The 22,990-nt window shown below is 62.7% G+C and carries 24 protein-coding genes and 1 pseudogene; 6 read left to right on the top strand and 19 right to left on the bottom strand.

Annotated features, from left to right (window positions below; translation table 11 throughout):
• Positions 1-63 precede the first annotated feature (63 nt).
• Positions 64-1,317, top strand: coding sequence for an aromatic ring-hydroxylating oxygenase subunit alpha (locus V9T28_RS04250; RefSeq protein WP_116400999.1), 1,254 nt, complete (start codon positions 64-66; stop codon positions 1,315-1,317).
• A complete protein-coding gene (locus V9T28_RS04245; protein WP_116400998.1) occupies positions 1,307-2,392 on the top strand; it encodes a hybrid-cluster NAD(P)-dependent oxidoreductase in 1,086 nt (361 codons plus the stop codon). The genes V9T28_RS04250 and V9T28_RS04245 overlap by 11 nt, the downstream gene beginning before the upstream one ends.
• A 237-nt stretch (positions 2,393-2,629) precedes the next feature.
• Here V9T28_RS04245 and V9T28_RS23340 read toward each other — a convergent pair.
• From V9T28_RS23340 to V9T28_RS04220, 5 genes and pseudogenes are all read right to left on the bottom strand, one after another.
• Positions 2,630-2,776, bottom strand: a pseudogene (locus V9T28_RS23340) (DDE-type integrase/transposase/recombinase); the annotation flags it as partial.
• 108 nt (positions 2,777-2,884) lie between these two features.
• Positions 2,885-4,279: a dihydrolipoyl dehydrogenase gene (gene lpdA, locus V9T28_RS04235; RefSeq protein WP_116400996.1), complete on the bottom strand. Its 1,395-nt coding sequence runs from the start codon at positions 4,277-4,279 to the stop codon at positions 2,885-2,887.
• Between the two features lie 4 nt (positions 4,280-4,283).
• A complete protein-coding gene (locus V9T28_RS04230) occupies positions 4,284-5,654 on the bottom strand; it encodes a dihydrolipoamide acetyltransferase family protein (protein WP_116400995.1) in 1,371 nt (456 codons plus the stop codon).
• 1 nt (position 5,655) lies between these two features.
• Entirely contained in the window at positions 5,656-6,669 is a 1,014-nt protein-coding gene (locus tag V9T28_RS04225) for an alpha-ketoacid dehydrogenase subunit beta (RefSeq protein WP_116400994.1), read from the bottom strand.
• Positions 6,670-6,672: 3 nt separating this feature from the next.
• Complete coding sequence (locus V9T28_RS04220) at positions 6,673-7,902, bottom strand: thiamine pyrophosphate-dependent enzyme (RefSeq protein ID WP_116401091.1); 1,230 nt, start codon at positions 7,900-7,902, stop codon at positions 6,673-6,675.
• A 163-nt stretch (positions 7,903-8,065) separates the two neighbouring features.
• Between V9T28_RS04220 and V9T28_RS04215 the strand changes: the two genes are divergently transcribed.
• On the top strand, positions 8,066-8,464 hold the full coding sequence (locus tag V9T28_RS04215; RefSeq protein WP_116400993.1) for a LysR substrate-binding domain-containing protein: 399 nt from the start codon (positions 8,066-8,068) through the stop codon (positions 8,462-8,464).
• Between the two features lie 162 nt (positions 8,465-8,626).
• Here V9T28_RS04215 and V9T28_RS04210 read toward each other — a convergent pair whose 3' ends face one another.
• Entirely contained in the window at positions 8,627-9,658 is a 1,032-nt protein-coding gene (locus V9T28_RS04210) for a cation diffusion facilitator family transporter (protein WP_116400992.1), read from the bottom strand.
• A 55-nt stretch (positions 9,659-9,713) separates the two neighbouring features.
• On the opposite strand from V9T28_RS04210, the gene V9T28_RS04205 reads away from it, so the two are divergent.
• A complete protein-coding gene (locus V9T28_RS04205) occupies positions 9,714-10,136 on the top strand; it encodes a MerR family transcriptional regulator (RefSeq protein WP_116400991.1) in 423 nt (140 codons plus the stop codon).
• A 1-nt stretch (position 10,137) separates the two neighbouring features.
• Here V9T28_RS04205 and tdh read toward each other — a convergent pair whose 3' ends face one another.
• Positions 10,138-11,166, bottom strand: a complete 1,029-nt coding sequence (tdh, locus tag V9T28_RS04200; RefSeq protein WP_116400990.1) for an L-threonine 3-dehydrogenase — start codon at positions 11,164-11,166, stop codon at positions 10,138-10,140.
• A gap of 274 nt (positions 11,167-11,440) precedes the next feature.
• On the bottom strand, positions 11,441-12,625 hold the full coding sequence (locus V9T28_RS04195) for a glycine C-acetyltransferase (protein ID WP_116400989.1): 1,185 nt from the start codon (positions 12,623-12,625) through the stop codon (positions 11,441-11,443).
• 223 nt (positions 12,626-12,848) lie between these two features.
• Between V9T28_RS04195 and V9T28_RS04190 the strand changes: the two genes are divergently transcribed.
• Positions 12,849-13,532, top strand: coding sequence for a response regulator transcription factor (locus V9T28_RS04190; protein ID WP_116400988.1), 684 nt, complete (start codon positions 12,849-12,851; stop codon positions 13,530-13,532).
• The gene (locus V9T28_RS04185) at positions 13,532-15,121 is read left to right on the top strand and encodes a sensor histidine kinase (RefSeq protein WP_199500140.1); all 1,590 of its coding nucleotides are present in this window, start codon (positions 13,532-13,534) and stop codon (positions 15,119-15,121) included. Before V9T28_RS04190 ends, V9T28_RS04185 begins: the two co-directional genes overlap by 1 nt.
• Here the strand turns inward: V9T28_RS04185 and V9T28_RS04180 are convergent.
• The 11 genes from V9T28_RS04180 to V9T28_RS04130 form a co-directional block, all read right to left on the bottom strand.
• Positions 15,107-15,391, bottom strand: a complete 285-nt coding sequence (locus V9T28_RS04180; protein ID WP_116400987.1) for an usg protein — start codon at positions 15,389-15,391, stop codon at positions 15,107-15,109. The two genes, V9T28_RS04185 and V9T28_RS04180, sit on opposite strands and share 15 nt — an antisense overlap.
• A 194-nt stretch (positions 15,392-15,585) precedes the next feature.
• Entirely contained in the window at positions 15,586-16,173 is a 588-nt protein-coding gene (locus V9T28_RS04175; RefSeq protein ID WP_245424104.1) for a nucleotidyltransferase family protein, read from the bottom strand.
• On the bottom strand, positions 16,160-17,167 hold the full coding sequence (locus tag V9T28_RS04170) for a molybdopterin-binding protein (protein ID WP_245424103.1): 1,008 nt from the start codon (positions 17,165-17,167) through the stop codon (positions 16,160-16,162). The genes V9T28_RS04175 and V9T28_RS04170 overlap by 14 nt, the downstream gene beginning before the upstream one ends.
• Positions 17,164-17,886 (bottom strand): XdhC family protein, encoded by a 723-nt coding sequence (locus tag V9T28_RS04165; RefSeq protein WP_116400986.1) that lies wholly within the window; start codon positions 17,884-17,886, stop codon positions 17,164-17,166. The genes V9T28_RS04170 and V9T28_RS04165 overlap by 4 nt, the downstream gene beginning before the upstream one ends.
• Positions 17,886-18,209, bottom strand: a complete 324-nt coding sequence (locus V9T28_RS04160) for an XdhC family protein (protein ID WP_116400985.1) — start codon at positions 18,207-18,209, stop codon at positions 17,886-17,888. Before V9T28_RS04160 ends, V9T28_RS04165 begins: the two co-directional genes overlap by 1 nt.
• Before the next feature lie 19 nt (positions 18,210-18,228).
• Positions 18,229-19,464, bottom strand: a complete 1,236-nt coding sequence (locus V9T28_RS04155) for a vWA domain-containing protein (RefSeq protein ID WP_116400984.1) — start codon at positions 19,462-19,464, stop codon at positions 18,229-18,231.
• Positions 19,465-19,513: 49 nt separating this feature from the next.
• Complete coding sequence (locus V9T28_RS04150; RefSeq protein WP_116400983.1) at positions 19,514-19,894, bottom strand: hypothetical protein; 381 nt, start codon at positions 19,892-19,894, stop codon at positions 19,514-19,516.
• Between the two features lie 32 nt (positions 19,895-19,926).
• The gene (locus V9T28_RS04145) at positions 19,927-20,505 is read right to left on the bottom strand and encodes a hypothetical protein (protein WP_116400982.1); all 579 of its coding nucleotides are present in this window, start codon (positions 20,503-20,505) and stop codon (positions 19,927-19,929) included.
• Positions 20,502-21,026 (bottom strand): YkgJ family cysteine cluster protein, encoded by a 525-nt coding sequence (locus tag V9T28_RS04140; protein ID WP_116400981.1) that lies wholly within the window; start codon positions 21,024-21,026, stop codon positions 20,502-20,504. Before V9T28_RS04140 ends, V9T28_RS04145 begins: the two co-directional genes overlap by 4 nt.
• 2 nt (positions 21,027-21,028) lie before the next feature.
• A complete protein-coding gene (locus V9T28_RS04135; protein WP_116400980.1) occupies positions 21,029-21,937 on the bottom strand; it encodes an AAA family ATPase in 909 nt (302 codons plus the stop codon).
• Between the two features lie 250 nt (positions 21,938-22,187).
• The gene (locus V9T28_RS04130) at positions 22,188-22,985 is read right to left on the bottom strand and encodes an FAD binding domain-containing protein (protein WP_116400979.1); all 798 of its coding nucleotides are present in this window, start codon (positions 22,983-22,985) and stop codon (positions 22,188-22,190) included.
• Positions 22,986-22,990 lie beyond the last annotated feature (5 nt).

The following is a 22,990-nucleotide window of genomic DNA, read 5'->3' as shown; positions in this document are numbered from 1 at the left end:
TTTTTGCCGTTGAGAGTGCGCGTTATTCAAAGGATAATCGTGCATACCCTCCTAGGAAAAGTTATGCTGCAGGCGCTTCCATCTCCCATCTCGGAACTTCTCGAAGCCCGCACCGAGGGCCATTCCCTACCGGCGGGCCTCTATACCCGCCAGGACGTCTTCGAGGCCGATCTCGAAGTCTTCTTCCATCGCCACTGGATATGCATCGGCCTGGACTGCGATGTGCCGGAACCGGGCGATGCGACGGTCGTCGACATCGGCAAGACCAGCCTCATCCTTCTCAGGGACGATGACGGTCAGATCCGCGTGCTCCATAACGTCTGCCGCCACCGCGGCGCCCGCCTCCTCGACGCGGGCACGACCGTCATCTCGAAGCTTGTCTGTCCCTATCACACCTGGACCTACGAGCTCACGGGCGAACTAAGCTATGCTCCGCATATGGGCAAAGATTTCGACAAGAATTGCCGCGGGCTGAAGCCTGTCCACTTCAAGTCGATCGGCGGCCTCATCTACGTCTGCCTGTCGGACAACCCTCCTCAGGACATCGACAATCTGGAGAAGGTCATGACCGAGCGGCTGGCTCCTTACGACATTCGCAACGCGAAGGTCGCACACCAGACCGACGTCATCGAGCAAGGTAACTGGAAGCTCACGATAGAAAACAACCGCGAGTGCTACCACTGTTCGGCGAACCATCCGGAGCTCTGCGTATCGTTCATCGATCTGGACTTCGGATTCGACCCGGAGAGCCTTAGCCCCGATGATCGCGAGCAGGCCGCCGTTCACCAATCCATGTATGACGAGAAGACAAGCAAGTGGGAATCGGAAGGCTACCCCTCGGCAGCAGTTGAGCAGCTTGTCGACTGTGCGACGAACTTCCGCACACAGCGCCTGATCATATCTGGTGCAGGCGAGTCCCAGACCCCGGACGCAACCGCGGCGTCGTCGAAACTTCTCGGTAACATGACACGTAAAGACCTGGGCGACACCCAGCTGTGGGGCCATAACAGCTGGAACCATTTCATGGGCGACCATGCCGTCGTCGCGATCGTCATTCCGCTCGACGCCGGCCGCACGCTGGTCCGCACCAAATGGCTCGTCCACAAGGACGCCAGCGAGGGCGTCGACTACGATCTGAACAAGCTCACGGACGTCTGGATCGCAACGACCGACCAGGACGCCGACCTGGTGGCGCGCTCTCATGCGGGCGTGACTGATCCAGCCTACATTCCCGGCCCCTATTCCCGCTTCACCGAAACCCATCTCGACAAGTTCGCGACCTGGTACATCGGCAGGATGCGGGCGAATGGGTATTGAGCGCATGACTGCCGCATCGACCGAGGCGGTTCCAGACTCTGCTTGGAATCCCGCCGTTGACGAGACCCTGGTATGCATCGACGTGCGGCAGGAGATGCACGACGTGAAGAGCTTTACCTTCGCGTCGCCGGAAGGAAAGACCTTCTCTTTCCAGGCCGGACAGTACTTCCTGTTCGACTTCGAAATCGAAGGCCAGACGGAGAGCCGCTGCTACAGCATCTCCTCCTCGCCCCATCGACGAAACGCTTTCACCATCACGACGAAGCGCGTGCCGGGTGGAATAATCTCCAACTGGCTGCACGACAATTTCGCGGTCGGAACCCGGATCAAGGCAAACGGCCCTCTGGGCCACTTCATACGGCCCGCAGCTCGGAAATACCTGTTGATCTCCGGAGGCTCCGGCATCACGCCGGTCATGTCGATGGTCCGGGAACTCGCCGACAGCTACGAACCGACCGACGTCGTGTTCCTTCATGCTGCCAGGACACCGAAGGACCTCATATTTCGTGAAGAGCTTTCGCATGCTGCGGGTCGCATTGGGAACCTCCGCCTCCATTTCCTGCCGGAGACCGTCGATGGCGAGCCGTCGTGGCCGGGGCTTACGGGACGGATCTCAGCGGAATATCTCCGGCTTGCAGTGCCGGACGTCGCGGAGCGCGTCGTCATGTGCTGCGGCCCGGCTCCCTTCATGGCTGCGGCCCGTCGGATCACGTCGGATCTAGGTGTTCCTGCGTCGAACTACATCGAGGAGAGTTTCGACGCCGTCATCATCGACCATCCGGACACTCCGACCGTCGAGGAAGTCGCCACGAAGGCATTTACAGTCGAGTTCTCCAAGCAGGCGCGCAAGATCGAGGTCCAAGGCGACCAGACCGTGCTGTCGTGCGCGAAGAAGGCAGGCGTGAGAATTCCTTCCTCCTGTGCAAACGGCGTCTGCGGAACATGCAAGTCCAAGCTGGTCTCGGGGTCAGTGGACATGAACCACAAGGGCGGCATCCGTCAGCGGGAGGTGGCAGCCGGCCTCTTCCTTCCCTGCTGCTCGAAGCCGCTAAGCGACTTGGTCGTCGATCGCTAGCCAGCCGATCGACGACCGCTCCCCTCTCAATCAATTTCGAAACACGCGCATCCGCATCAAAAGTATTCTTCCTTGAGCGACGCTTTGGTGCATGGATCCTTTGTTAAGTTAGAGGGTTCTGTCGCCATAGGCCGGTGAAGTTGAAGCCAAGGCGCGGGCTCGGCCACCATTCAGACGGCCTGGGAGTATAATTGACTTGCCGAGAACGGGCCTTGGCCTTTGGGGCAGTCTTGCTGCCCCCTGGCGGATCATGTGCATCGTCTCGATGCCAGCAATGAGGATGCTCGCGCAGTGAAGGGTTTTGAATCCCAGCGTGGGCCGCACGATGCGCTTGGTCCTCCGATGATCCTGCTCGGCGGTGTTGTTGCGGTACTTCGATTGGCGCGTAACGAGCCTACCCAGCTCTTGGTTCGACGGCTACCAACATCTCACAGATTTCGGTTCTCCCTATGCTATCGGTCGTTAAATCGACCGCAACCCCGCGGGTGATTTTCACATGTGTAGTGCGTGTCCGAGGGCCTTGAGCGCCGCCTCTGGGAATGCCTCGCCCATGGTCGGGTGCGCGTGAATGGTCCCGGCGATGTCCTCCAAACGCGCGCCCATCTCAACCGCAAGCGAGAATGCAGCCGCGAGTTCGGATACGCCTTGCCCGACCGCCTGGATGCCAAGCACCAGATGATTGTCGCCGCGGGCGACGACACGGACGAAACCATCCTCGCCCTGCAACGTCATGGCGCGCCCGTTCGCGGCGAAGGGAAACAGTCCAACCTTCACCTCGCCCTGCTTTGCAGCCTCTTCGGAGCTAAGCCCGACCGTGACAAGCTCCGGATCGGTAAAGCAGATGGCGGGAATGGCGCGCTTGTCCCAGCTGCGCCTGTGCCCCGCAACGATCTCAGCCACCATCTCGCCTTGCGCCATGGCGCGGTGCGCCAGCATCGGCTCGCCCGTGACATCGCCGATGGCGTAAACGCCGCGCATCGAGGTACGGCACTGGTCGTCAATGCGGAGGAATTTTCCGCTCATGTCGAGGTCGATTTGGTCGAGGCCCCACCCCTCCGTGACCGGTCGGCGGCCGACCGTGATCAGCACTTTGTCGGCAGCGATTTGCCGCTCCGCACCGTCCGCTATCTCAACGAGAAGCGCGTGGCTTTTCGGTGAAAGGCCCTTGGCTTTCGCACCTGTCAGGATTTCGATACCGAGCGTTGCAGCGCGCTTCAGCACAGGCCGCGTGAGTTCGCCGTCATATTGGGCGAGCACCTGTGGCAGCGCCTCGACAATCGTTACCTTCGATCCGAGCTTGGCATAGGCTGTGCCGAGTTCGAACCCAATGTAGCCGCCGCCGACCACGGCCAAGCGCTTTGGTACTTGCGTCAGCGCCAGCGCCTCGGTTGACGAGATCACAGGGCCGCCGAACGGCAAGAACGGCAGTTCCACCGGAGCAGAGCCTGTCGCAATGACGATCGTCTCAGCGCGGATCACTTGCGTCCCGGTCTCCGTCTCCACTGCGATTGTCTTGCCATCGCGAAACGTTGCCCAGCCGTGCACATATTTAACCTTGGCCTTTTTCAACAATCCCGCCACACCGCCGGTCAGCCGGTTCACAATACTGTCCTTCCAGCCTATGGTTTTCGCGAAATCGAGCGCAGGATCGGCGAGCGAAATGCCAAGCCGGCTTTTGCCAGCTGCGGCATGGACAGTCTTCTCGAATTCCTCTGCGGCATGGATCAACGCTTTGGACGGAATGCAGCCGATATTAAGGCAGGTGCCGCCCGGCTTCGCCGCCTCGACGATGACGGTGTCAAGACCCAGCTGACCGGCGCGAATCGCGCAGACATAGCCCCCCGGTCCCGCACCCACAACCAGCAGTTTGCACGAGATTTCCTTCATGGTGTCAGACCTCCACGAAGATCAACGCAGGCGTCTCGAGAAGGACCTTGATGCGTTGGATGAAAACGGCCGCATCCCAGCCATCGATGATGCGATGGTCGAATGACGATGAGAGATTCATGATCTTCCTTGGTGCAAATTGCGCACCGTCCCACACCGGCCGCACCATGATTTTGTTGACACCGACGATCGCCACTTCCGGATGGTTGATCACCGGTGTGGTGACGATTCCACCCAGCGCGCCAAGAGACGTGATGGTAATCGTCGAGCCGGACAATTCATCACGCGTCGCGAGCCCTGATTTCGCCGCCTCCGCAAGGCGGTTCACTTCCGTCGCACAATCCCACAGGTCGCGCGCCTCGGTATGCTTGACGACAGGTACGACCAGCCCAGCGGGCGTTTGCGCGGCGATGCCAATGTGGACGCCACCATGCTGATGGATGATTCCATTGTCATCGTCGAAAAGGGAATTTAACTGCGGCTGCTCGGCGATCGCCTTGACCATCGCCCGCATCAGGAAAGGCAACACAGTCAGTTTGGGCCGGTCCGGCTTTTTCTCCTTGTTCAACGCCATGCGCAGATCCTCCAGCGCGGTAACATCAACCTCCTCGACATAGGTGATGTGCGGGATGCGCGATTTTGAGATCCGCATCTTCTCGCCGATCCGGCGGCGCAGACCAACGACCTTGATTTCCTGGACAGCGTCGTTGCGCGCGAGACCCGATGGCGCGGGTGCCGTCAGCGGGCCGCGCGTCAGAAAGGCGTCGAGATCATCATGGGTGATACGCCCGGCGGGGCCCGAGCCAGCCACCTGGCGCAGGTCGACACCGGCTTCCTTCGCCCGCAGCCGCACAGCCGGAGATGCCAGCGGCTTCTCGCCTTCGGGACGCGGGGCGCCCGTGTGCCGCACGGCGCTCCTCGCTGAGGGCGCGGGCTCTCGCGCGGCCACAGGCGCTGGAGACGCTACCGCTGGTGGCGGCGATTTACTTGGAGAAGCATTTTCCGACGGAGGCAGAGCAGAAGCAGCCCGTCCCCCTTCCGTTTGCGGGACATGCTCGAGGGTAGAGGCGCTCTTCGCTGCGGCTTCCGATCTCGCCTCTGCTCCCGGTGGGGAATCGGAAACATTTCCCTCGCCCGCCACTTTCAACCGCACGATCGGCGAGCCGATCGCCACTGCGTCGCCAATCTCCGCACCGAGCCACAGGATCTCGCCCTCGACCGGCGACGGGATCTCGACAGTCGCCTTATCTGTCATCACCGCCGCCAATACCTGATCTTCGCGCACCAGGTCGCCGACCTTGACGTGCCATTCGACCAGTTCGGCCTCGGCGATGCCCTCGCCCACATCGGGCAGCTTGATCAGATGCTCGCCCATGTCAGGCCTCCATGGTTTCGAGCAACGCGCGGCCGACGCGCGCCGGGCCGGGGAAATAGTCCCATTCCTGTGCATGCGGATAGGGCGTGTCCCAACCGGTCACGCGCTGGATCGGCGCTTCGAGATGGTAGAAGCAATGTTGCTGCACCAGCGCGGCGAGTTCGGCGCCAAAGCCCGAGGTCAGAGTCGCTTCGTGCACGATCATGCAACGGCCAGTCTTTTCCACCGACGTCACGATTGTTTCAAGGTCAAGCGGCAGAAGGGTGCGCAGGTCGATGATCTCGGCATCGACGCCGGTCTCTTCCGCTGCGGCTTCCGCGACATAGACCATGGTGCCATAAGCGAGCACGGTGACGGCAGCGCCTTGCCTGCGCACCGCCGCCTTACCGAGCGGCAGGGAAAAATGACCGGCCTCTACTTCGCCCAGCGGATGCTTCGACCAGGCAGTCACCGGCCGGTCGTGATGACCGTCGAAAGGACCATTGTAGAGGCGCTTCGGTTCCAGGAAGATTACTGGATCGGGATCTTCGATCGAGGCGATCAGCAACCCCTTGGCGTCCGCCGGATTCGAAGGCACGACCACCTTCAGACCGGAGACATGAGTAAACAAGGCTTCCGGGCTCTGGCTGTGGGTCTGGCCACCGAATATGCCGCCACCGGTCGGCATGCGAACGACGATAGGACACGTGAATTCCCCCGCCGAGCGATAGCGCAGGCGCGCAGCCTCTGAGACGATCTGATCGTAGGCCGGGTAGACGTAGTCGGCGAATTGTACCTCGACGCAAGGCCTCAGACCATAAGCGGCCATGCCGATCGCCGCACCGACGATGCCAAGCTCGCTGATCGGCGCGTCGAAACAACGGGTCTTGCCGTATTTTTGCTGCAGCCCCTGGGTGCAGCGGAAGACACCACCGAAATAGCCAATGTCTTCCCCGAACACGACGACCGTTTCGTCACGGCCCATCATGACATCCATGGCGTCGCGAATCGCCTCGATCATGGTCATACGCGGCATGGTCTATACTCCCGCCTGCTGGCGCTGGCGCCGCAGGTGCGGCGGCATCTCGGCATAGACCCCTTCGAACATGTCGCGCGCCGACGGTCTGCCGCCGGCATGCAAAGTGCCATGGCTTTCGGCCTCCTTCTGAGCGGCGATCACTGTGTCGAGGATTTCGGCCTCCGCCTGCTTGTGACGCTCCTCGGACCAGAGGCCTTTACCGATGAGATGGTTCTTCAGCCGGATCACGGGGTCGCCGAGCGGCCAGGCGCTGGACTCTTCCTTAGGTCGGTAAGCAGAAGGGTCATCGGAGGTGGAATGGGCGCCGACGCGGTAGGTGACATATTCGACAAGCGTTGGCCCGAGGTTGCTTCGCGCCCGGTCCACCGCCCATTTCGCCACCGCATGGACAGCAAGATAATCGTTACCGTCGACGCGCAGCGCTGGGATGCCGAAGCCGAGGCCGCGCGCCGCGAAAGTTCCCGCCCCGCCGCGGGCGATCCCTTGAAAGGTTGAGATCGCCCATTGGTTGTTGACGATGTTGAGGACTACCGGCGCCTTGTAGGTCGAGGCGAAAACCAGCGCAGCGTGGAAATCGCTCTCGGCTGTCGAGCCGTCGCCGACCCAGCCGACGGCGATCTTCGTGTCGTTGCGGATGGCCGAGGCCATGGCCCAGCCGACGGCCTGGATATATTGCGTCGCGAGGTTGCCGGAGATCGAGAAGAAACCGTGTTCCTTTGAGGAATACATGATCGGTAATTGGCGCCCTTTGAGCGGATCGGCCTCGTTGGAATAGATCTGGTTCATCATCTCGACCATCGGATATCCGTCTGCAATCAGCAGGCCGGCCTGGCGATAGGTCGGGAAATTCATGTCACCAGGGGACAGCGCCCGGCGGAAGGCGCAGGAAACCGCCTCCTCACCCATATGCTGCATATAAAAAGACGTCTTGCCCTGGCGTTGAGCCATCTGCATACGTGCGTCGAAGGCCCGCAGCGTCATCATGTGGCGAAGGCCTTCGGTCAGTTCCGCGTCGGTCAGCGATCCGGCCCAGGGTCCGACCGCCTCCCCCTCCCTGTTGAGCACGCGGATGATCGAGAAGGCGAGATCACGAATTTCCCTAGGATCGGCATCGATCGGAGGACGTTCCACCGAGCCGGCCTTTGGTATGACAACCTTGGAAAAGTCGGGCGGACTACCCGGCCTGACCTCCGGTTCCGGAACGGTTAAAGAAAGACCTGCTGGGTGCATGGCATCATAGTCCTTCGAAGCACGGATTTTCATTTCGCGATGAAGGCGGGCAAATCCTCTTCCCGGGCTCAACGTGCAAATAAAAGAATAGACCGCCCTCCGTGCGAAGAAACAATCTTCGGCAGAGGAGCGCTCCATGCCCAATTGATCCGACACTACCATAATGTGGAAGCGAGAGCGTCGTTTTTCAGAGACCACGCCGCTCACGGACCCCAATGATCTCGTAAGACATGTGCTGTGCATCGTGCAGGGAGCGACGAGGCTGGGTGACGTGACGAGGACGTTCTGTCGCGGCGACGAGTCGGTTGACGTGGTGATCGGGGGGCGCTCTGTGATGAGCCGCGCGCTGGCGATACAGGGTGTCGGACTTACCGTGCTGGACGATGTGCTCGGACGGGACGATGTCACGTTGGGGCGCCTCGTTCGCGTGCTGCCCGAATGGAGCCTTGCGCCGGTTCAGGTGCACGCCGTGACCGAAACCCGTCTGCTACCGGCGCGAACGCGATTGTTCATCGGTTTCCTGAGGGCGCGGCTGCGCAAACCGTCCGCCGAGCGCGTGTGATCGCTAGAGCATTTTCCAGAAAAGTTGAGCGACTTTTCGGTTAAGAAAATGCGACAAGACAAAGAAGTAGAGCGATTTTGCGATTCTGAAAGAACGCAAAATGCTCTAGCGGTTACCATCGTTCTCGCCAGCGCGATCTCATAGCCCGCAACCCTAAGACCGCTACACCACACTATGCGAAGCAAGCGCGCAGGCACTGTTCGGATCGGTTTCGATTTGCACGGTCGGGTGGCTGATTTTGAAGCTTGTCGCTAAGTCGGCCGCAAGATCGTGCAGGAAATCGTCTCCCGGATGGCCGGCCGGCATGACGAGATGGCAGGTGAGTGCGACTTCCGTCGTGCTCATCGGCCAGATATGGAGGTCGTGCACCGTGGCGACACCCGGGCGCGCCTGCAAGAAGGCGTGTACCTTCGCCGGATCGATCTGCGCTGGGACGGCCGCCATCGACATGCTCAAGGACTCGCGCAAGAGCGCCCAGGTCCCCCAGACGATGATCGCATTGATGATGAGGCTCACCACCGGGTCGAGCCAGAGCCAGCCGGTCAAAAGAATGATCAAGCCGGCGACGACGACGCCGGCGGCGACCAAGGCGTCCGAGGCCATGTGCAAAAAGGCGCCGCGCAGATTGATATCGCCCTTGCTGCCCGAGGCGAACAGCCAGGCCGTCACGCCGTTGACGACGAGGCCGATCGCCGCGACGATCATCACGGTCTGGCCCGCGACCGGTTCCGGCGCGCCGAGCCGCCGGATCGCCTCCCAGGAAATGGCGCCGATGGTGAGCAGCAGGAAAACGGCATTGAAAAGCGCCGCCAGGATCGACGAGCCGCGCAGCCCATAGGTGAAGCGGGCCGTCGGCGTGCGCTTCACGAGTTCGCTGGCGAGCCACGCGACGGCGAGGCCCAGCACATCGCCCAGATTGTGCCCCGCATCCGCCAGCAACGCTACGGAATTGCCGAGGAAACCGTAAATTGCTTCCACAGCGACGAAGCCCGTATTGAGCGCGATGCCGATGGCGAAGGCTGCGCCGAAATTGGCCGGCGCATGGACATGGCCGGCGCCACGGTGATGGCCGTGGCCATGATCATGGTCGTGACCGTGGTCATGGTTGTGGCCGTGATCATGGTCGTGATGATCATGTTCGGCATGATCGTGATCGTGGTCGTGATGGGGCGAATGGGCCGGGGTGTTGGTCATGAGCTTGCCTTTCCGCGACGGCTCTTACATCCTATAGCCACTATAGGATCAAGTCATGACAGCAAATTTATCGATTGGGGCTGTGGCCCAGGCCAGCGGCGTCAAGGTTCCGACCATCCGGTACTATGAACAGATCGGCCTTTTGACCGCGCCGCCGCGCACCCAGTCCAACCGGCGCCTCTATTCCAAGCATGATCTGCACCGCCTGGCCTTCATTCGCCATGCGCGGACTCTGGGCTTCGAGATCGAGGCCATCCGCGCGCTGCTGGCGCTGCAGGACAATCCCGACCAGCCCTGCGCCGTGGCGGACGACATCGCCCGCAATCATCTGAACGAAATCGAGAGCCGGATCGCCGCACTAGAGGCCCTGCGCGCCGAGCTCAAGCGCATGGTCGCGGGGCACGCGCACGGCAAGATTGCGAATTGCCGGGTCATCGAAGTGCTGAGCGATCACTCCAAGTGCCGGCACCATCCGTGACCTAACCGGCCATATCCATGACGACCTTGCACGCCGTGCCGGAGTTGAGTGCGTCGAAGCCGGTTTCGAACTGCGAAAAGCCGATGCGGTGGGTGATCACCGGCGTCACATCCAATCCGCCCTGCAGCATGGCGATCATCTTGTACCAGGTCTCGTACATTTCGCGGCCGTAAATGCCCTTGAGGATGAGGCCCTTGAAAATCACCTCGTTCCAGTCGATCGCCGCTTCCTTCGACAGGATCCCGAGCAGCGCGACTTTGCCGCCGTTGTTCATCGCGCCGATCATGTTGCGCAAGGCGACGGGGCTGCCCGACATTTCGAGGCCAACATCGAAGCCCTCGGTCATGCCGACCGAATCCATCACCTCGCGCAATGTGTGTTGATCGGCCCGCACGGCCCGCGTCGCACCCATCTTCTGCGCCAATGACAGGCGGTAATCGTTGAGATCGGTGATCACGATATTGCGCGCGCCGACATGCCGGCACACGGCGACCGCCATCAGGCCGATCGGCCCGGCGCCAGTGATCAGCACATCCTCGCCGATGAGATCGAACGACAGCGCCGTATGCACCGCATTGCCGAGCGGATCGAGGATAGAGGCAATCTCATCCGGAATGTCATCAGGGATCGGATAAATATTGCTGGCCGGCAGCGACAGGAACTCGCCAAACGCGCCGGGCCGGTTGACGCCGACGCCGAGCGTGTTGCGGCACAGATGCGCGCGGCCCGCGCGGCAATTGCGGCAGTGCCCGCACACGATATGGCCCTCACCGGAGACGCGCTGACCGATCTTGACCCCGCGCACATCCGAACCGATCGCTTCGATCGTGCCAACATATTCATGCCCGACGACCATCGGCACCGGAATGGTCTTTTGCGCCCAGGCGTCCCAATTAAAAATGTGCAGATCGGTACCGCAGATCGCGGTCTTCTTAATGCGGATCAGCACATCATTGGCGCCGATCTCCGGCTTGGGCGTGTCTTGCAACCAAAGGCCTTTTTCGGAGCGGGCTTTAACGAGTGATTTCATGGGAAGGTCCTTGGTGGTTTGTCCCTTCTCCCCGCTCGCGGGGCGAAGGTGGCGCGAAGCGCCGGATGAGGGGCAGCCGCGGCGTGGAGAGAGTGGCTTTTGCGCCTGCAGCACAATGATGTTTCATCCGTGCGCCCCTCATCCGTCACGCATATGAACTTGGGCTTGCCCAAGTTCATCATTCTTAATGATCAAATCGGGCAAGCCCGATTTGATATGTGCCACCTTTTCCCCGTAAACGAGGAGAAGGGAGCGCGACTTTATTTCCAGTATCTCATATCAACCCAACCGCCTTGCCCGCCTCGCCGAACGCCTGCAGCGCCTTGTCCAGATCGCCCAGACCATGTGCGGCATTCATCTGCGTGCGGATGCGCGCCTTGCCGTGCGGCACGACCGGATAGGAGAAGGCGGTGACATAGATGCCGCGCGTGCCAAGCTCGCTCGCAAGCTGCTGCGCCTTCACCGCGTCGCCGATCATCACCGGAATGATCGGATGCTCGCCCGGAACAAGGGTGAAGCCCAACTTCGTCAAGCCGGCGCGGAAATGCCGCGCGTTGCGCACGAGGGCGTCGCGCAAGTCGCCGCTTTCCTCGAGCAGCGTGATCGCCTCCATCGTCGCGGCCGTGATGCTCGGCGCGAGCGCGTTGGAGAAGAGATAGGGCCGCGCGCGCTGGCGCAGCAGATCGATGATCGGCTTCGGCCCGGCGATATAGCCGCCCGAGGCGCCGCCGAGCGCCTTGCCGAAGGTGCCGGAGAGAATTTGCACGCGGCCCTCGACGCCCTTGAATTCCGGCGTGCCCGCGCCCCGCTGCCCCATGAAGCCCACCGCATGGCTGTCGTCGACCATGACAATGGCATCGTATTTCTCAGCGACATCGCACAGCGCCGGCAGATCGGCGATGATGCCGTCCATGGAGAACACGCCGTCCGTGACGACCAGCTTGTGCCGCGCACCGCTCGCCGCCTTGAGCTGCGTTTCCAGATCGGCCATGTCGTTGTTGGCGTAGCGGAACCGCTGGGCTTTGCACAGGCGCACGCCGTCGATGATCGAGGCATGGTTGAGCGCATCCGAAATCACCGCATCCTCGGGCCCGAGCAAAGCTTCGAAAATGCCGCCATTGGCGTCGAAGCACGAGGAAAACAGGATCGAATCTTCCATTTTGAGATAGGCGGCGAGCTTCTTTTCGAGCGCCACATGCAGGTCCTGCGTGCCGCAAATGAAGCGCACCGACGCCATGCCGAAGCCGTGCTCGTCGAGCCCTTTCTTGGCCGCCGCGACGAGGCGCGGATGATTGGCAAGGCCGAGATAATTGTTGGCGCAAAGATTGAGCACATGCGCGCCGCCGACATCGACCGAGCCGCCTTGCGGCGAGGTGATCTGGCGTTCCCGTTTCAAAAGGCCTTTGGCTTCGATATCGGCAAGTTCACGGGCGGCGGCGGCAACGAGGGCATGCGGCATGAGGAAATCCACTGTTCGAACTGGACAGAAGGTATAGCAGCCTCGCGCCGCAGCTAGAAGCCGAAGGCCTGCGCAAAAGCCTGGGGAGAACTCCTAAATTTGCGATACGGGCGGCCTGGAGAGGCGGAATCGTCCACACGCATTTGGATCCGTCGCGCCGGTATGCGGGACTTTTGCAAATTTTGAGCTAAATTCGGCCCCACCTGCTGGCCAAGGTCGATTCATGCTCTCAATCTTACTGGTCGATGACGATCCGCATATTCGCGACATGGTGCGCTTTGCGCTGGAGCGCGAGAATTTCGCCGTGATCGAGGCGGAAAACGGCGTGCGCGGGCTGGAGCTGGCGCGGCGCGAGCAGCCGGCCCTCATCCTGCTGGACATCATGATGCCGGAAATGGACGGCACCGACATGTGCCGGATTTTGCGCCAGACGAGCCGCGTCCCGATCATCTTCCTCTCCTCGCGCGACGAGGAGATCGACCGCATCCTCGGGCTCGAACTCGGCGGCGACGATTATGTCGGCAAACCCTTCTCGCCGCGCGAATTGGTGGCTCGGGTCAAGGCGGTGCTGCGGCGCCAGGCACCCGCCGAACCGGACGGCGCCGAAGCCGATCTCGTCCATGGCCATCTGCGGCTCGACGTGCATCTTTACCGCGCCTTCTGGCGCGATGCCGAGGTCGTTTTGACCGCGACCGAATTCAACCTCTTGCGCACCTTGGCGCAGAACAAGCGCCGGGTACTCGATCGCAACGCCCTGGTCGACGGCGCCTATGGCCTGAACCATTTCGTCAGTGACCGCACCATCGACAGCCATATCCGCCGTCTTCGCGCCAAATTCGACGCGGTCGGCGGTGCGCCGATCGAAACCGCCCATGGGCTCGGCTACCGTTTAGCGGCGTGCGAGTGATGCGGCGCCCCTCGATCGGCGTCGTGCTGCTGGCGATGAATTTCGCCGCCTTGCTGCTGCCGGTCGGCGGCTTCTGGGTGCTGCGGATCTATGAAAGCGCGCTCATCCGCCAGACGGAATCGGAATTGCTGGCGCAAGGGGCGGTGATCGCGGCAAGCTATCGCGCGGCTTGGCAGGCGGCGGGCGGCAAGATCGAGGACGAAGGCCAGGCGGTTGCACCGGAATGGACCGCGAGCCCGAATTACGATGCCCCCTTCCTGCCGCGCATCGCGAAGCTCGATCTCGCTACCGACGCGATTCAACCGCCGCAGCCCGCCCCCTTGCCGGCCGCGGCAGCACCGAGCGCCGCCGCGCTCCAGGCCGGACAGGCGCTCACGCCGATCCTGCACGATGCCCAGCATTCGACCCTTGCCGGGGTGCGCGTCACCGACGAGCACGGCACGATCGTGGCGACATCGGGCGAGGCGGCCGGCTTGTCGCTGCAGCATATCGACGAAGTGCAGCGCGCGCTCGCCGGCGAGCCTGTCAGCGTGATCCGCGAGCGCGGCAACGGCCCGCCGCACCGTCACGCCTGGCTGTTCAAGGGCAGCGCCCTGCGCATCGTCGTCGCTTTGCCGGTGCTCGACGGCGACAAGGCGATCGGGGCGGTGGTGTTGGCCCGCACGCCGCGCGCGCTCGGCGAAACGCTGTACGGCAAGCGCTGGGCGATCGCGATGCTCGCGCTGTTTCTCGTCGCCTTCACCGTGCTGATGGCGCTCGCCGGCCGGTGGCTGATCACGCGTCCCATGCGGCGCGTGACCGACGAGGCCAAGCGCATCGCCGACGGCGGGCACGGTCGCATCGCGCCACAACGCGGCGTCATGGTGCGCGAAGCGGCCGACCTCGCGGATGCTTTGGCGCGCATGGCGGGCGTACTCACGAGCCGCGCCGATTATATCCGCAGCTTCGCCGCCCATGTCTCGCACGAATTCAAGACGCCGCTCGCCACGATGCGCGGCACGAGCGAGCTGCTCCGCGATCATTTCGATACGATGCGCCCTGAGGAGCGCGAGCGCTTTCTCGCCAATATCCAGGCGGAGGCCGACCGGCTGAGCCGGCTCGTCGGGCGGCTCGTCGATCTCGCCCGCGCCGATGTGATGCAGCTCTCGGGCAGCCAGAGGTGCGATCTTGCCCGCCTGCTCGATCGGCTCGTGCAACACTATGCCCATAAAGGGCTCGCGATCAAAACGGACGTGCCGTCCGATGCGCGCGTGGCGATGGGCGAGGAAGCCTTGGAGATGGTGCTGATCAATCTGCTCGACAATGTGCTTCGCCACGGAGGCTCCATGCCGCAGGCGACGATTTCGCTGCGGCACGCAAGGGGCCACGATATCCTGGTCGTCAGCGACAATGGCCCGGGAATCTCGCCGGCCAATCGCAGTAAGGTTTTTGAGCCCTTCTTCACGACCGCCCGCCTATCGGGCGGCACGGGCCTTGGCCTGTCCATCGTGCGCAGCCTGGTTGGTCTGCATCATGGATCCATTGCGATTGTGGCAGACGAAGCGAGCGCCTTCGAGATCCGCCTGCCCGCAGCCTCAATGCAGCAATAATTCGGTGCCGCGGAAGCGCACTTCGGCCGGGCGGATGAGCCTGTCATGGCCGATCCGCACCGAGAACAGCGGGCCGTCGAGGCTCTTCTGCCAAAAGTCGAGGAATTTGCGCAGAACCGGAAATTCCGGCGCGACGTCGTAATCCTGCCAAATATAGGTCTGCAACAGGCGGGTGTGGTCGGGCATGCCGTAGAGGATTTCGGCGGTGGTCAGGCCATAGCCGGCCAACTGACGGCGAAATACGTCGGAAACTTCAACTCTTGCAGGCATTGCCACCTCCTCTTGGAGAAACGGACCTACACACCTCGAGCAAAAACCATTCCACGCCGCAAAAGTTAACGCCCGGTTGATTATGACGGAGCGGCGACAAAGCGCGTTTGCTTAAGGGTAAAGATAGCGCAGGCCAGCACGATTTCCGTGCGCTGCGACACGCGGAAGGCGGCGTGCCGTCGGCGCTTTTGACGTCAAGTCGGCGGCGTGTCGACGTCCAAAAGCACCTCGTCCGACGCCACGACTTCGACCGTCTCCACGCCCGAGCGGTTCAGAATTTGGCGCGCGCCGACATCGCCTGTCAGGCCGGCAATCTGCCCAAAGATCGAGCGCGGCAGCACCACCGGATTGCCGCGTTGGCCTTGATGGACGGGAATGATCGCCGCGCCCGGATGCGCCTCGAAGGCATCGATGAGCCGGTCGATCAGGCCGGCCGACACGCGCGGCATGTCGCCGAGCAGCACGACGACGCCCGCCGCATCCGGCGGCAGAGCGGCAATGCCGGTTTTGAGCGACGAGGCAAGGCCACTCGCGTAATCGGCATTGTGCACGCAGGTGAGGGCAAGGCCTTGCACGCAGGCCATCACCGCCGCCGCCGCATGTCCCGTGACCGCGATCACCGGCCATGCGCGCGAATGCGCCGCCGCCTCGGCCACATGGCGCACCAGCGGCTTGCCCGCAAAATCCGCGACAAGTTTGGATGCGCTCAGCCCCCCCGCCGCACGCCAGCGCGAGGCGGTGCCCGCGGCGAGAATGAGCGCCGCGATCTTACTCTTGCTCATGGCCGAGGCGCGGCTGCGGCCGCTGCACGATTTCCATCAGCAGGCCGCCCGTGCCCATGCGGCGCAGATCCTGCGACGTGACGGGAATGCGCGCGATGAGGCGCTGCAACACCCAGTCGAAACCGTTCTCCTTCGGGCTGCGCGCGCAGCCCGGCGCGCCCAGCACGCTCTTGCCATCGAGCTCGCCGAGCAGCAGCAAATTGCCGGGATCGACCGGCATACCGAAATGGACGATCCGGCCGCCCGCCGCCTCGAGCGCGGCGGGGATCACGTCGCGCCTATCTGTGATGGCCGACGCGCCGAAGACGACGACCATGTCGCACAGCGGCGTGAAGTTCCGGATCGCCTTGGCGAGGACCCGCATATCATGCGGCACGCGCTCTTCCGCGACGAGCTTCGCGCCCATCGGCGCAAGACGCTCGATCATGACATTCAGCGTCTTGGCGATCACGCTCGGTTTCAAGCCGGGCAGCAGCGTCGAGATGACGGCGACGCGCGTCGGCTGAAACGGCGTCACCTCGATCGCATGGCCCGCTGCCGCGTTGAGCGTAGCCTGAAGCAAGGCGGCGGGAACAGCGAAGGGAATGATCTTGACGGTGCCGACCATTTCGTCCGCCGCGACCGCCCGCAACGGCGGCAATGTCGCCGTGGTAATGGCCTCGTCCACCGCATTGATGGCGTCAATCGCGCCGGCATCGACGCGCAGCAGGCCGGCCTTTTCGGCAAACAGATTGGCACGACCGGTGAACGGCGCGGCGACCCGCACCTGCGGCCCGGCGATATGATGGGCGAGCCGCAGGGCGGCGGCATCCTCGCCGACATCGCCCGGCTCCAATTGCGCGACAACCACTTCCGCGACTTGCGCGGCTTCAAGCGCCGCAATGTCGGCGGCGGAGATGATATGGCCTTTCTTGAGTGTCAACGCTTCGTGGCGCACCGCATGCGCCAGGATCGCGCCGGAACTCGCAAGCGTCGGAACCGGACCGAACTTCACGGCAAAGCCTCGGCGGCAGGCTGCGCCTTCTCGGCGCGCAACGGCTTCTTGCGCAGCGCCAGGATCACCTCGCCCAAAACCGACACGGCGATTTCGGCCGGCGCGACGGCGCCAATATCAAGCCCGATCGGCGCATGAATGCGCGCCAATTGCGTGTCGTCGAACCCAGCGTCGCGCATGCGGGCGAGACGGTTCGCATGGGTTTTGCGCGAGCCGAGCGCGCCGATGTAGAAACATTCGGCGGCCAGCGCGATCTTCAGACCCACGTCGTCGATTTTCGGATCATGGGTGAAAAAGGCCATGGCGGTGTAACGGTCCGGCTTCAACTCGCCAAGTGCGATATCCGGCCATTCGGCGATTACCCGCACATCGGGAAAACGCTCCGGGCTGGCGAAAGCCGTGCGCGGATCTATGATCGTCATGTCGAATCCAGCGATCTTCGCCATGGGCGCGAGCGCTTGCGAAATATGCACTGCGCCGATCACGAAAAAGCGTACCGGCGGCACCTGCACGTTGAGAAAGTAGGATTTTCCCTCGACCTCGACGTTCGCGCTTTTGCCGCTGCGTAGCGCCGCTTCAAGCTGCGCCGCCAGGGCATCGTCAGGAACGTCGTTTTCCCGGACCAACCGCTGCGTGCCGTCCGCGAGATCGGTCACGAGCACCGCGCCACGCCGGGCGGCCCGTTCGTCGTTCAGCGCCTTCAGGAGATCGAGCCGCATCAGGCCACCTTTTCCACATAGACTTTGATGCGCCCGCCGCAGGAGAGGCCAACCCGCCAGGCCGTCTCGTCGGCGACGCCGAATTCCAGGAGTTTCGGTTTGGCGTCGGCGATTACGTCCATCGCCTCGGTCACGACCGCGCCCTCGACGCAACCGCCCGACACGGAGCCTAAGAAATTGCCTTCGCCGTCAATCACCAGATGGCTGCCCGCCGGGCGCGGGGCCGAGCCCCAGGTCTCAATCACGGTCGCAAGTGCCACGTCGCGCCCCTCGGCCTTCCAGGCCTGGGCCTTGGCCAGAATATCGTCGTCTGCAGCCAACATTATCGCCTCCATCGGCGCGTCACGAGACCCTTTTGAGCCAGGCTTTCGGGTCGGCGTCGCGCCCCTCGCCCGCCGTCAGGGCCCGCACCAATTGCGCCATGCTTAGCATATTATGGATCGGCCGGAACTCGTCGGCAAAGGGCAGCATGGCTCTTATGCCCGAAGCCTTGGCTTCGAAACCGTCGAAGCGCAGCAGGGGATTGAGCCAGACCAGGCGCCGGCAGGACTTATTCAGGCGCTCCATTTCCGCACTGAGGTTGGGCAGCGCCGGCGTCCCGCCCGCCTGCGGGCTGGGAGCCCGCGGTCCAGGGTCGCGTTCCAAACCGTCGGTAAACAACAAGACGATCGCCCCCTGCCCGAGCACGCGGCGCGACCAGTCGCGGTTGAAGCGGTGCAGCGAGGTCGCGATGCGCGTGCCGCCCGCCCAGTCGTGTACCTCAATGGAACAGCGCGCGAGGGCGGCGTCGATGTCGCGGGCACGCAAGGCTCGGGTGACATTGGTCAACCGCGTGCCGAACAGAAACGTATGCACCCGCCGCCGCGCCGTGAGCGTGTGCAGGAAATGCAGGAAGATGCGGGTATATTCGCTCATCGAGCCGGAAATATCGCACAAAGCGACGACCGGCGGGTGGCGCAAGGCCGGTGCGCGATGAGCCAGCGCGATCGGGCCACCGATTTTCAGGGACTGGCGGAACGAGCGGCGTGGATCGACGATCCGGCCGCGCGAGGCCGCCACAAGGCGACGCATTTTGACCGCGTCGTCGGGCAGGATCAGCCGGTCGATCGCCCGCTCGGCCTCGGCCATTTCCGCCGCACTCATCTGGGCGAAATCCTTGCGCTGCAGCAATTCGTGCGCCGACATAGTGAAACGCGCGTCGAGATCGAGCGACGGTTTTGGCTTTTCTTCGCGCGGTTTTGCCTTGAACAGCGCATCGGCAACGCGCGAGGCGCCCGCCTCAGCTTTTTGCGGCTGCTGGTTTTTGGGCTCCGCCATGGGGCTCAGCATGGCGATGAGCTTGTCCATGAAGCCGCGCCGCTTCCAGAAAATGTCGAAGGCCTGCGCGAACAGGACCGAATGTTCGTGCTTTTTGACGAAAACTGCGTGCAATGTGGCGTAGAAATCCTCGCGGCCGCCGATCTGCGCAACTTCGACCGCGGTGATCGCATCGAGCACCGCACCCGGCCCGACCGGCATGCCGGCATCGCGCAAGGCACGGGCGAAATAGAGAATGTTTTCGGCCAGCTTGCCGCTCATCCCCTTAGCTTCTCGCATTTTCTTCGGTTCATCCGATCCGCCGTTCCGCTTATTGTCGGTTGAGATGCTGCGACATCGTCTTATTTAGGGCTTGAAAATCGGCAACGAGCTTATCACAGGCACCTTGCGTGTTGTGACATATGACTTCCATGCGCAAAAAGACCTGCTGTCCCATCTGCACGGGATAACGGCACACGACCGAAGGATGAGCGGGGTGGCCGGGCTTGGTGAAAGTCCAAACCGTTTGGCTCTTTGGATCCGAGAATGCCTCATAATATGTGGTGCCTTGAAGCACCTCATTAGCAGGGTCATTCGCTATGTGGCCCCGCCAATAGGCCGGATCTTGATCGTTACGATCCTGCTTGCAGAACGCCAGAACCGGTGTGATTTGGATTAGCGTCACACATAGTGCAATCGAAAAGCTCCTCATCAAACCTGCTCCGACATCACCACGAGTTATCCTCAAGTTTCTGGGGCGTGGGAGCCTTGCGCAACGCTGTCGCCTCTATTGTGCCGCCGCACCGTCACATGCAAATGCATGCCTTTGCGATCGACGATGATCTCATCGCCAAGATTGATGATGCCGAGGTCCATATCCTCGTGCGGCAGCACGAGAACGGCGTTGTCATTGTGGAACACGACCAATTGCCGGTTGGTGTCGGCCGCCATCAGCGCCCATTGCTTGAACTGCGAATAATAGGGCTCGCGTTTCCAGGCCGTCGGGTTGGACTGGTCGACCGCGATCACCATGCGCCGGCCCCCGAGTTCGGTATAGAGCACGAATTTCGCTTTCTCGGGCCTCCATTCCGGCCCGAGATTGGGGTTGCGCAGCCAGTGACAGAAAAACCTGCGGCAGACTGGCGGCCGTGTTTCATGGATGCCGCAGCCCTTGCCATGCACCACATGCCGGCACCATTCACCGGGCCGGCTGTCGAGCTCGGCGATCCCGAAAATCTTGCAGCACATCGAGCAGGAGCCGCAATCCTTGCCCGGTGCCAGTTCGGGCGGCGAATATGAATCCTCTTCGTTCATGGTTGTCATGATTGTGCCGCGCTCCGCTGAATTCGAACGTTGTAGATGGGACCGGTGGGGCCTTGGCGCTTGCCCGAGATGAGTTGATCGCCGGGCGGCAACGTGCCCAGCGGCTCGTCGCGATCGGGCAGAACCGCCGTCACCTCGTCGCCGACGAACACCACGACCTGGTCGCCCTGCGCCAGCGCGGCGGCGGCCCAGCGCTTGAGATTGCGGTAATAGGGCTCTTGCTTCCAGGCCTGCGGCGTGCCCGGATCGACGGTGACCGCGAGCGAATTGCTGCCCGGATAAATCGAGAGCACGAATTTTGACCGTTCCGGCTTCCACTCGGGGCCGAGGTCGGGATTCTCAATCCATTGGCAGAAGAAGGCGCGGCACACGCCCGGCCGCGTCGCATGAATGCCGCAGCCCCTGCCCTGCACGATATGCGGGCACCATTTGCCGGCCGGCTTGTTAAGCTCGGGCACTGGAAACAATTTGCAGCATAGGGTGCAGGTGCCGCAGGTACGCGATCCGGGAACGATGTTCATACTCACGCTTCTACGCTGGCTTTCGCCTCGGCGACAAGCTCGGCGGCGCGGTCGCCCTGCATTTTGGCGATGTCGTCCTGGTATTTGAGCAGCACGCCCAATGTATCGGAGACCTGGGCCGGGTCGAGCGCGACCGCGTCGAGTTCGACCAGCGCGCCGGCCCAGTCGAGCGCCTCGGCGACGCCCGGCACTTTGAACAGGTCCTCCTTGCGGATGGCCTGGACGAAGGCGACGAGTTCGCGGGTGAGCTTTTCCGGCGCGCGCGGCGCCTTGGCGCGCAAGATCGCCCGCTCGCGCTCGGCATCCGGATAGCCGACCCAATGATAGAGGCAGCGGCGCTTCAGCGCGTCATGCACCTCGCGGGTACGGTTGGAGGTGATCACGACGATGGGCGGCTCGACGGCCGTCACCGTGCCAAGTTCCGGGATGGTCACCTGGAAGTCCGAGAGGATTTCAAGCAGGAAGGCCTCGAAGGCTTCGTCGGTGCGGTCGAGTTCGTCGATCAGCAGAACCGGTGCGCCGCCCTCTTGCATCTCGAGCGCCTGCAGCAATGGCCGCTTGATCAGATAGCGGGCGGCGAAAATATCGTGTTCCAGCCGGTCGCGGTCATGCTCGCCGGCGGCTTCCGCCAGCCGGATGGCCATCATCTGCGCCGCGTAGTTCCACTCGTAAACGGCCGAGGCGACGTCGAGCCCCTCATAGCACTGCAGGCGGATGAGGCGGCGGCCCAGGGTCTCGGCTAAAACCTTTGCGATCTCGGTCTTGCCGACGCCCGCCTCGCCTTCGAGAAACAGCGGGCGGCCCATTTTCAGGCTCAGGAACAAAACCGTCGCCAATTGCCGGTCGCCGACATAGCCGGCGGAGGTGAGCAGATCGAGGGTCGCGTCGATGGAGGTGGGGAGTGCGGACATGGGCGGCATTTGGCCGGGAGTAAGAGCAAAGGTCAATGGCGGGATGGCCCTTCTCCCACAGCATAGCTGTGGGAGAAGGTGGCATGCGAAGCATGACGGATGAGGGAAAGACGGCTGGATGAATTGCTAAAATGCCTGCGGCGCTGTCGCCTTTAAAGATGAGAACTCCCCCGGTCGCGCCGCCCTCAACCGCCTCCCTTCTGCCGGCACCTTCTCCCGCGCTCTCGCGCGGGAGAAGGGAAGCACGGCCTCACCCCATCGCAGCCACGGCCCGTTTGGTCAGCACGCCGATCAGATGCGCGCGATAATCGGCGTCGGCGTGGATGTCGGAATTGAGGCCGTCGCTCGATACATTCGCGCCAGCGAGCGCATCGGCGGAAAAATTTCCGCTCAGCGCCTGCTCCAGCGCCTCGGCGCGGAACACGCCGCTCGCCCCTGCGCCCGTCACCGCGACCCGCACGCCTTGCGCCGTTTTCGCGACAAACACGCCCACCAACGCATAGCGCGAGGCCGGGTTGGGGAATTTCTGATAGGCCGCCTTGGCTGGAATCGGAAAGGCCACCTTCGTGATGACTTCGCCGTCCTCCAGCGCCGTCTCGAACAGCCCTTTGAAATAATCCGCCGCCGCGATCTCGCGTTTGTTGGTGATGATCGTCGCGCCGAGTGCCAGACAGGCGGCCGGATAATCGGCGGCCGGATCGTTGTTGGCGACCGAGCCGCCGATCGTGCCGCGGTTGCGCACCTGCGGATCGCCGATGCCGTCGGCCAGATCCGCGAGCGCGGGGATCGCCTCGCGCACTGCGGCATTGGTCGCGACATCGCAATGGGTGGTCATCGCACCGATGACGATTTTGTCGCCGCTGCGCGCGATGCCCTTAAGATCGGCAGCGTGGCTCAGGTCGATGATCTCGGCCGGGCTCGCCAATCTTTGCTTCATGGTCGGCAGCAGGGTCTGGCCGCCGGCCAGCAGCTTGGCATTGTCGGATTTGGCGAGCGCCGCCACGGCCTCAGCCACGGAACCGGCGCGCGTGTAGTTGAAAGCATACATCTTTC

Source organism: Methylovirgula sp. 4M-Z18, from assembly GCF_037890675.1.
GTDB lineage: Bacteria > Pseudomonadota > Alphaproteobacteria > Rhizobiales > Beijerinckiaceae > 4M-Z18.
This window is presented reverse-complemented; position numbering and strand designations above follow the sequence as displayed.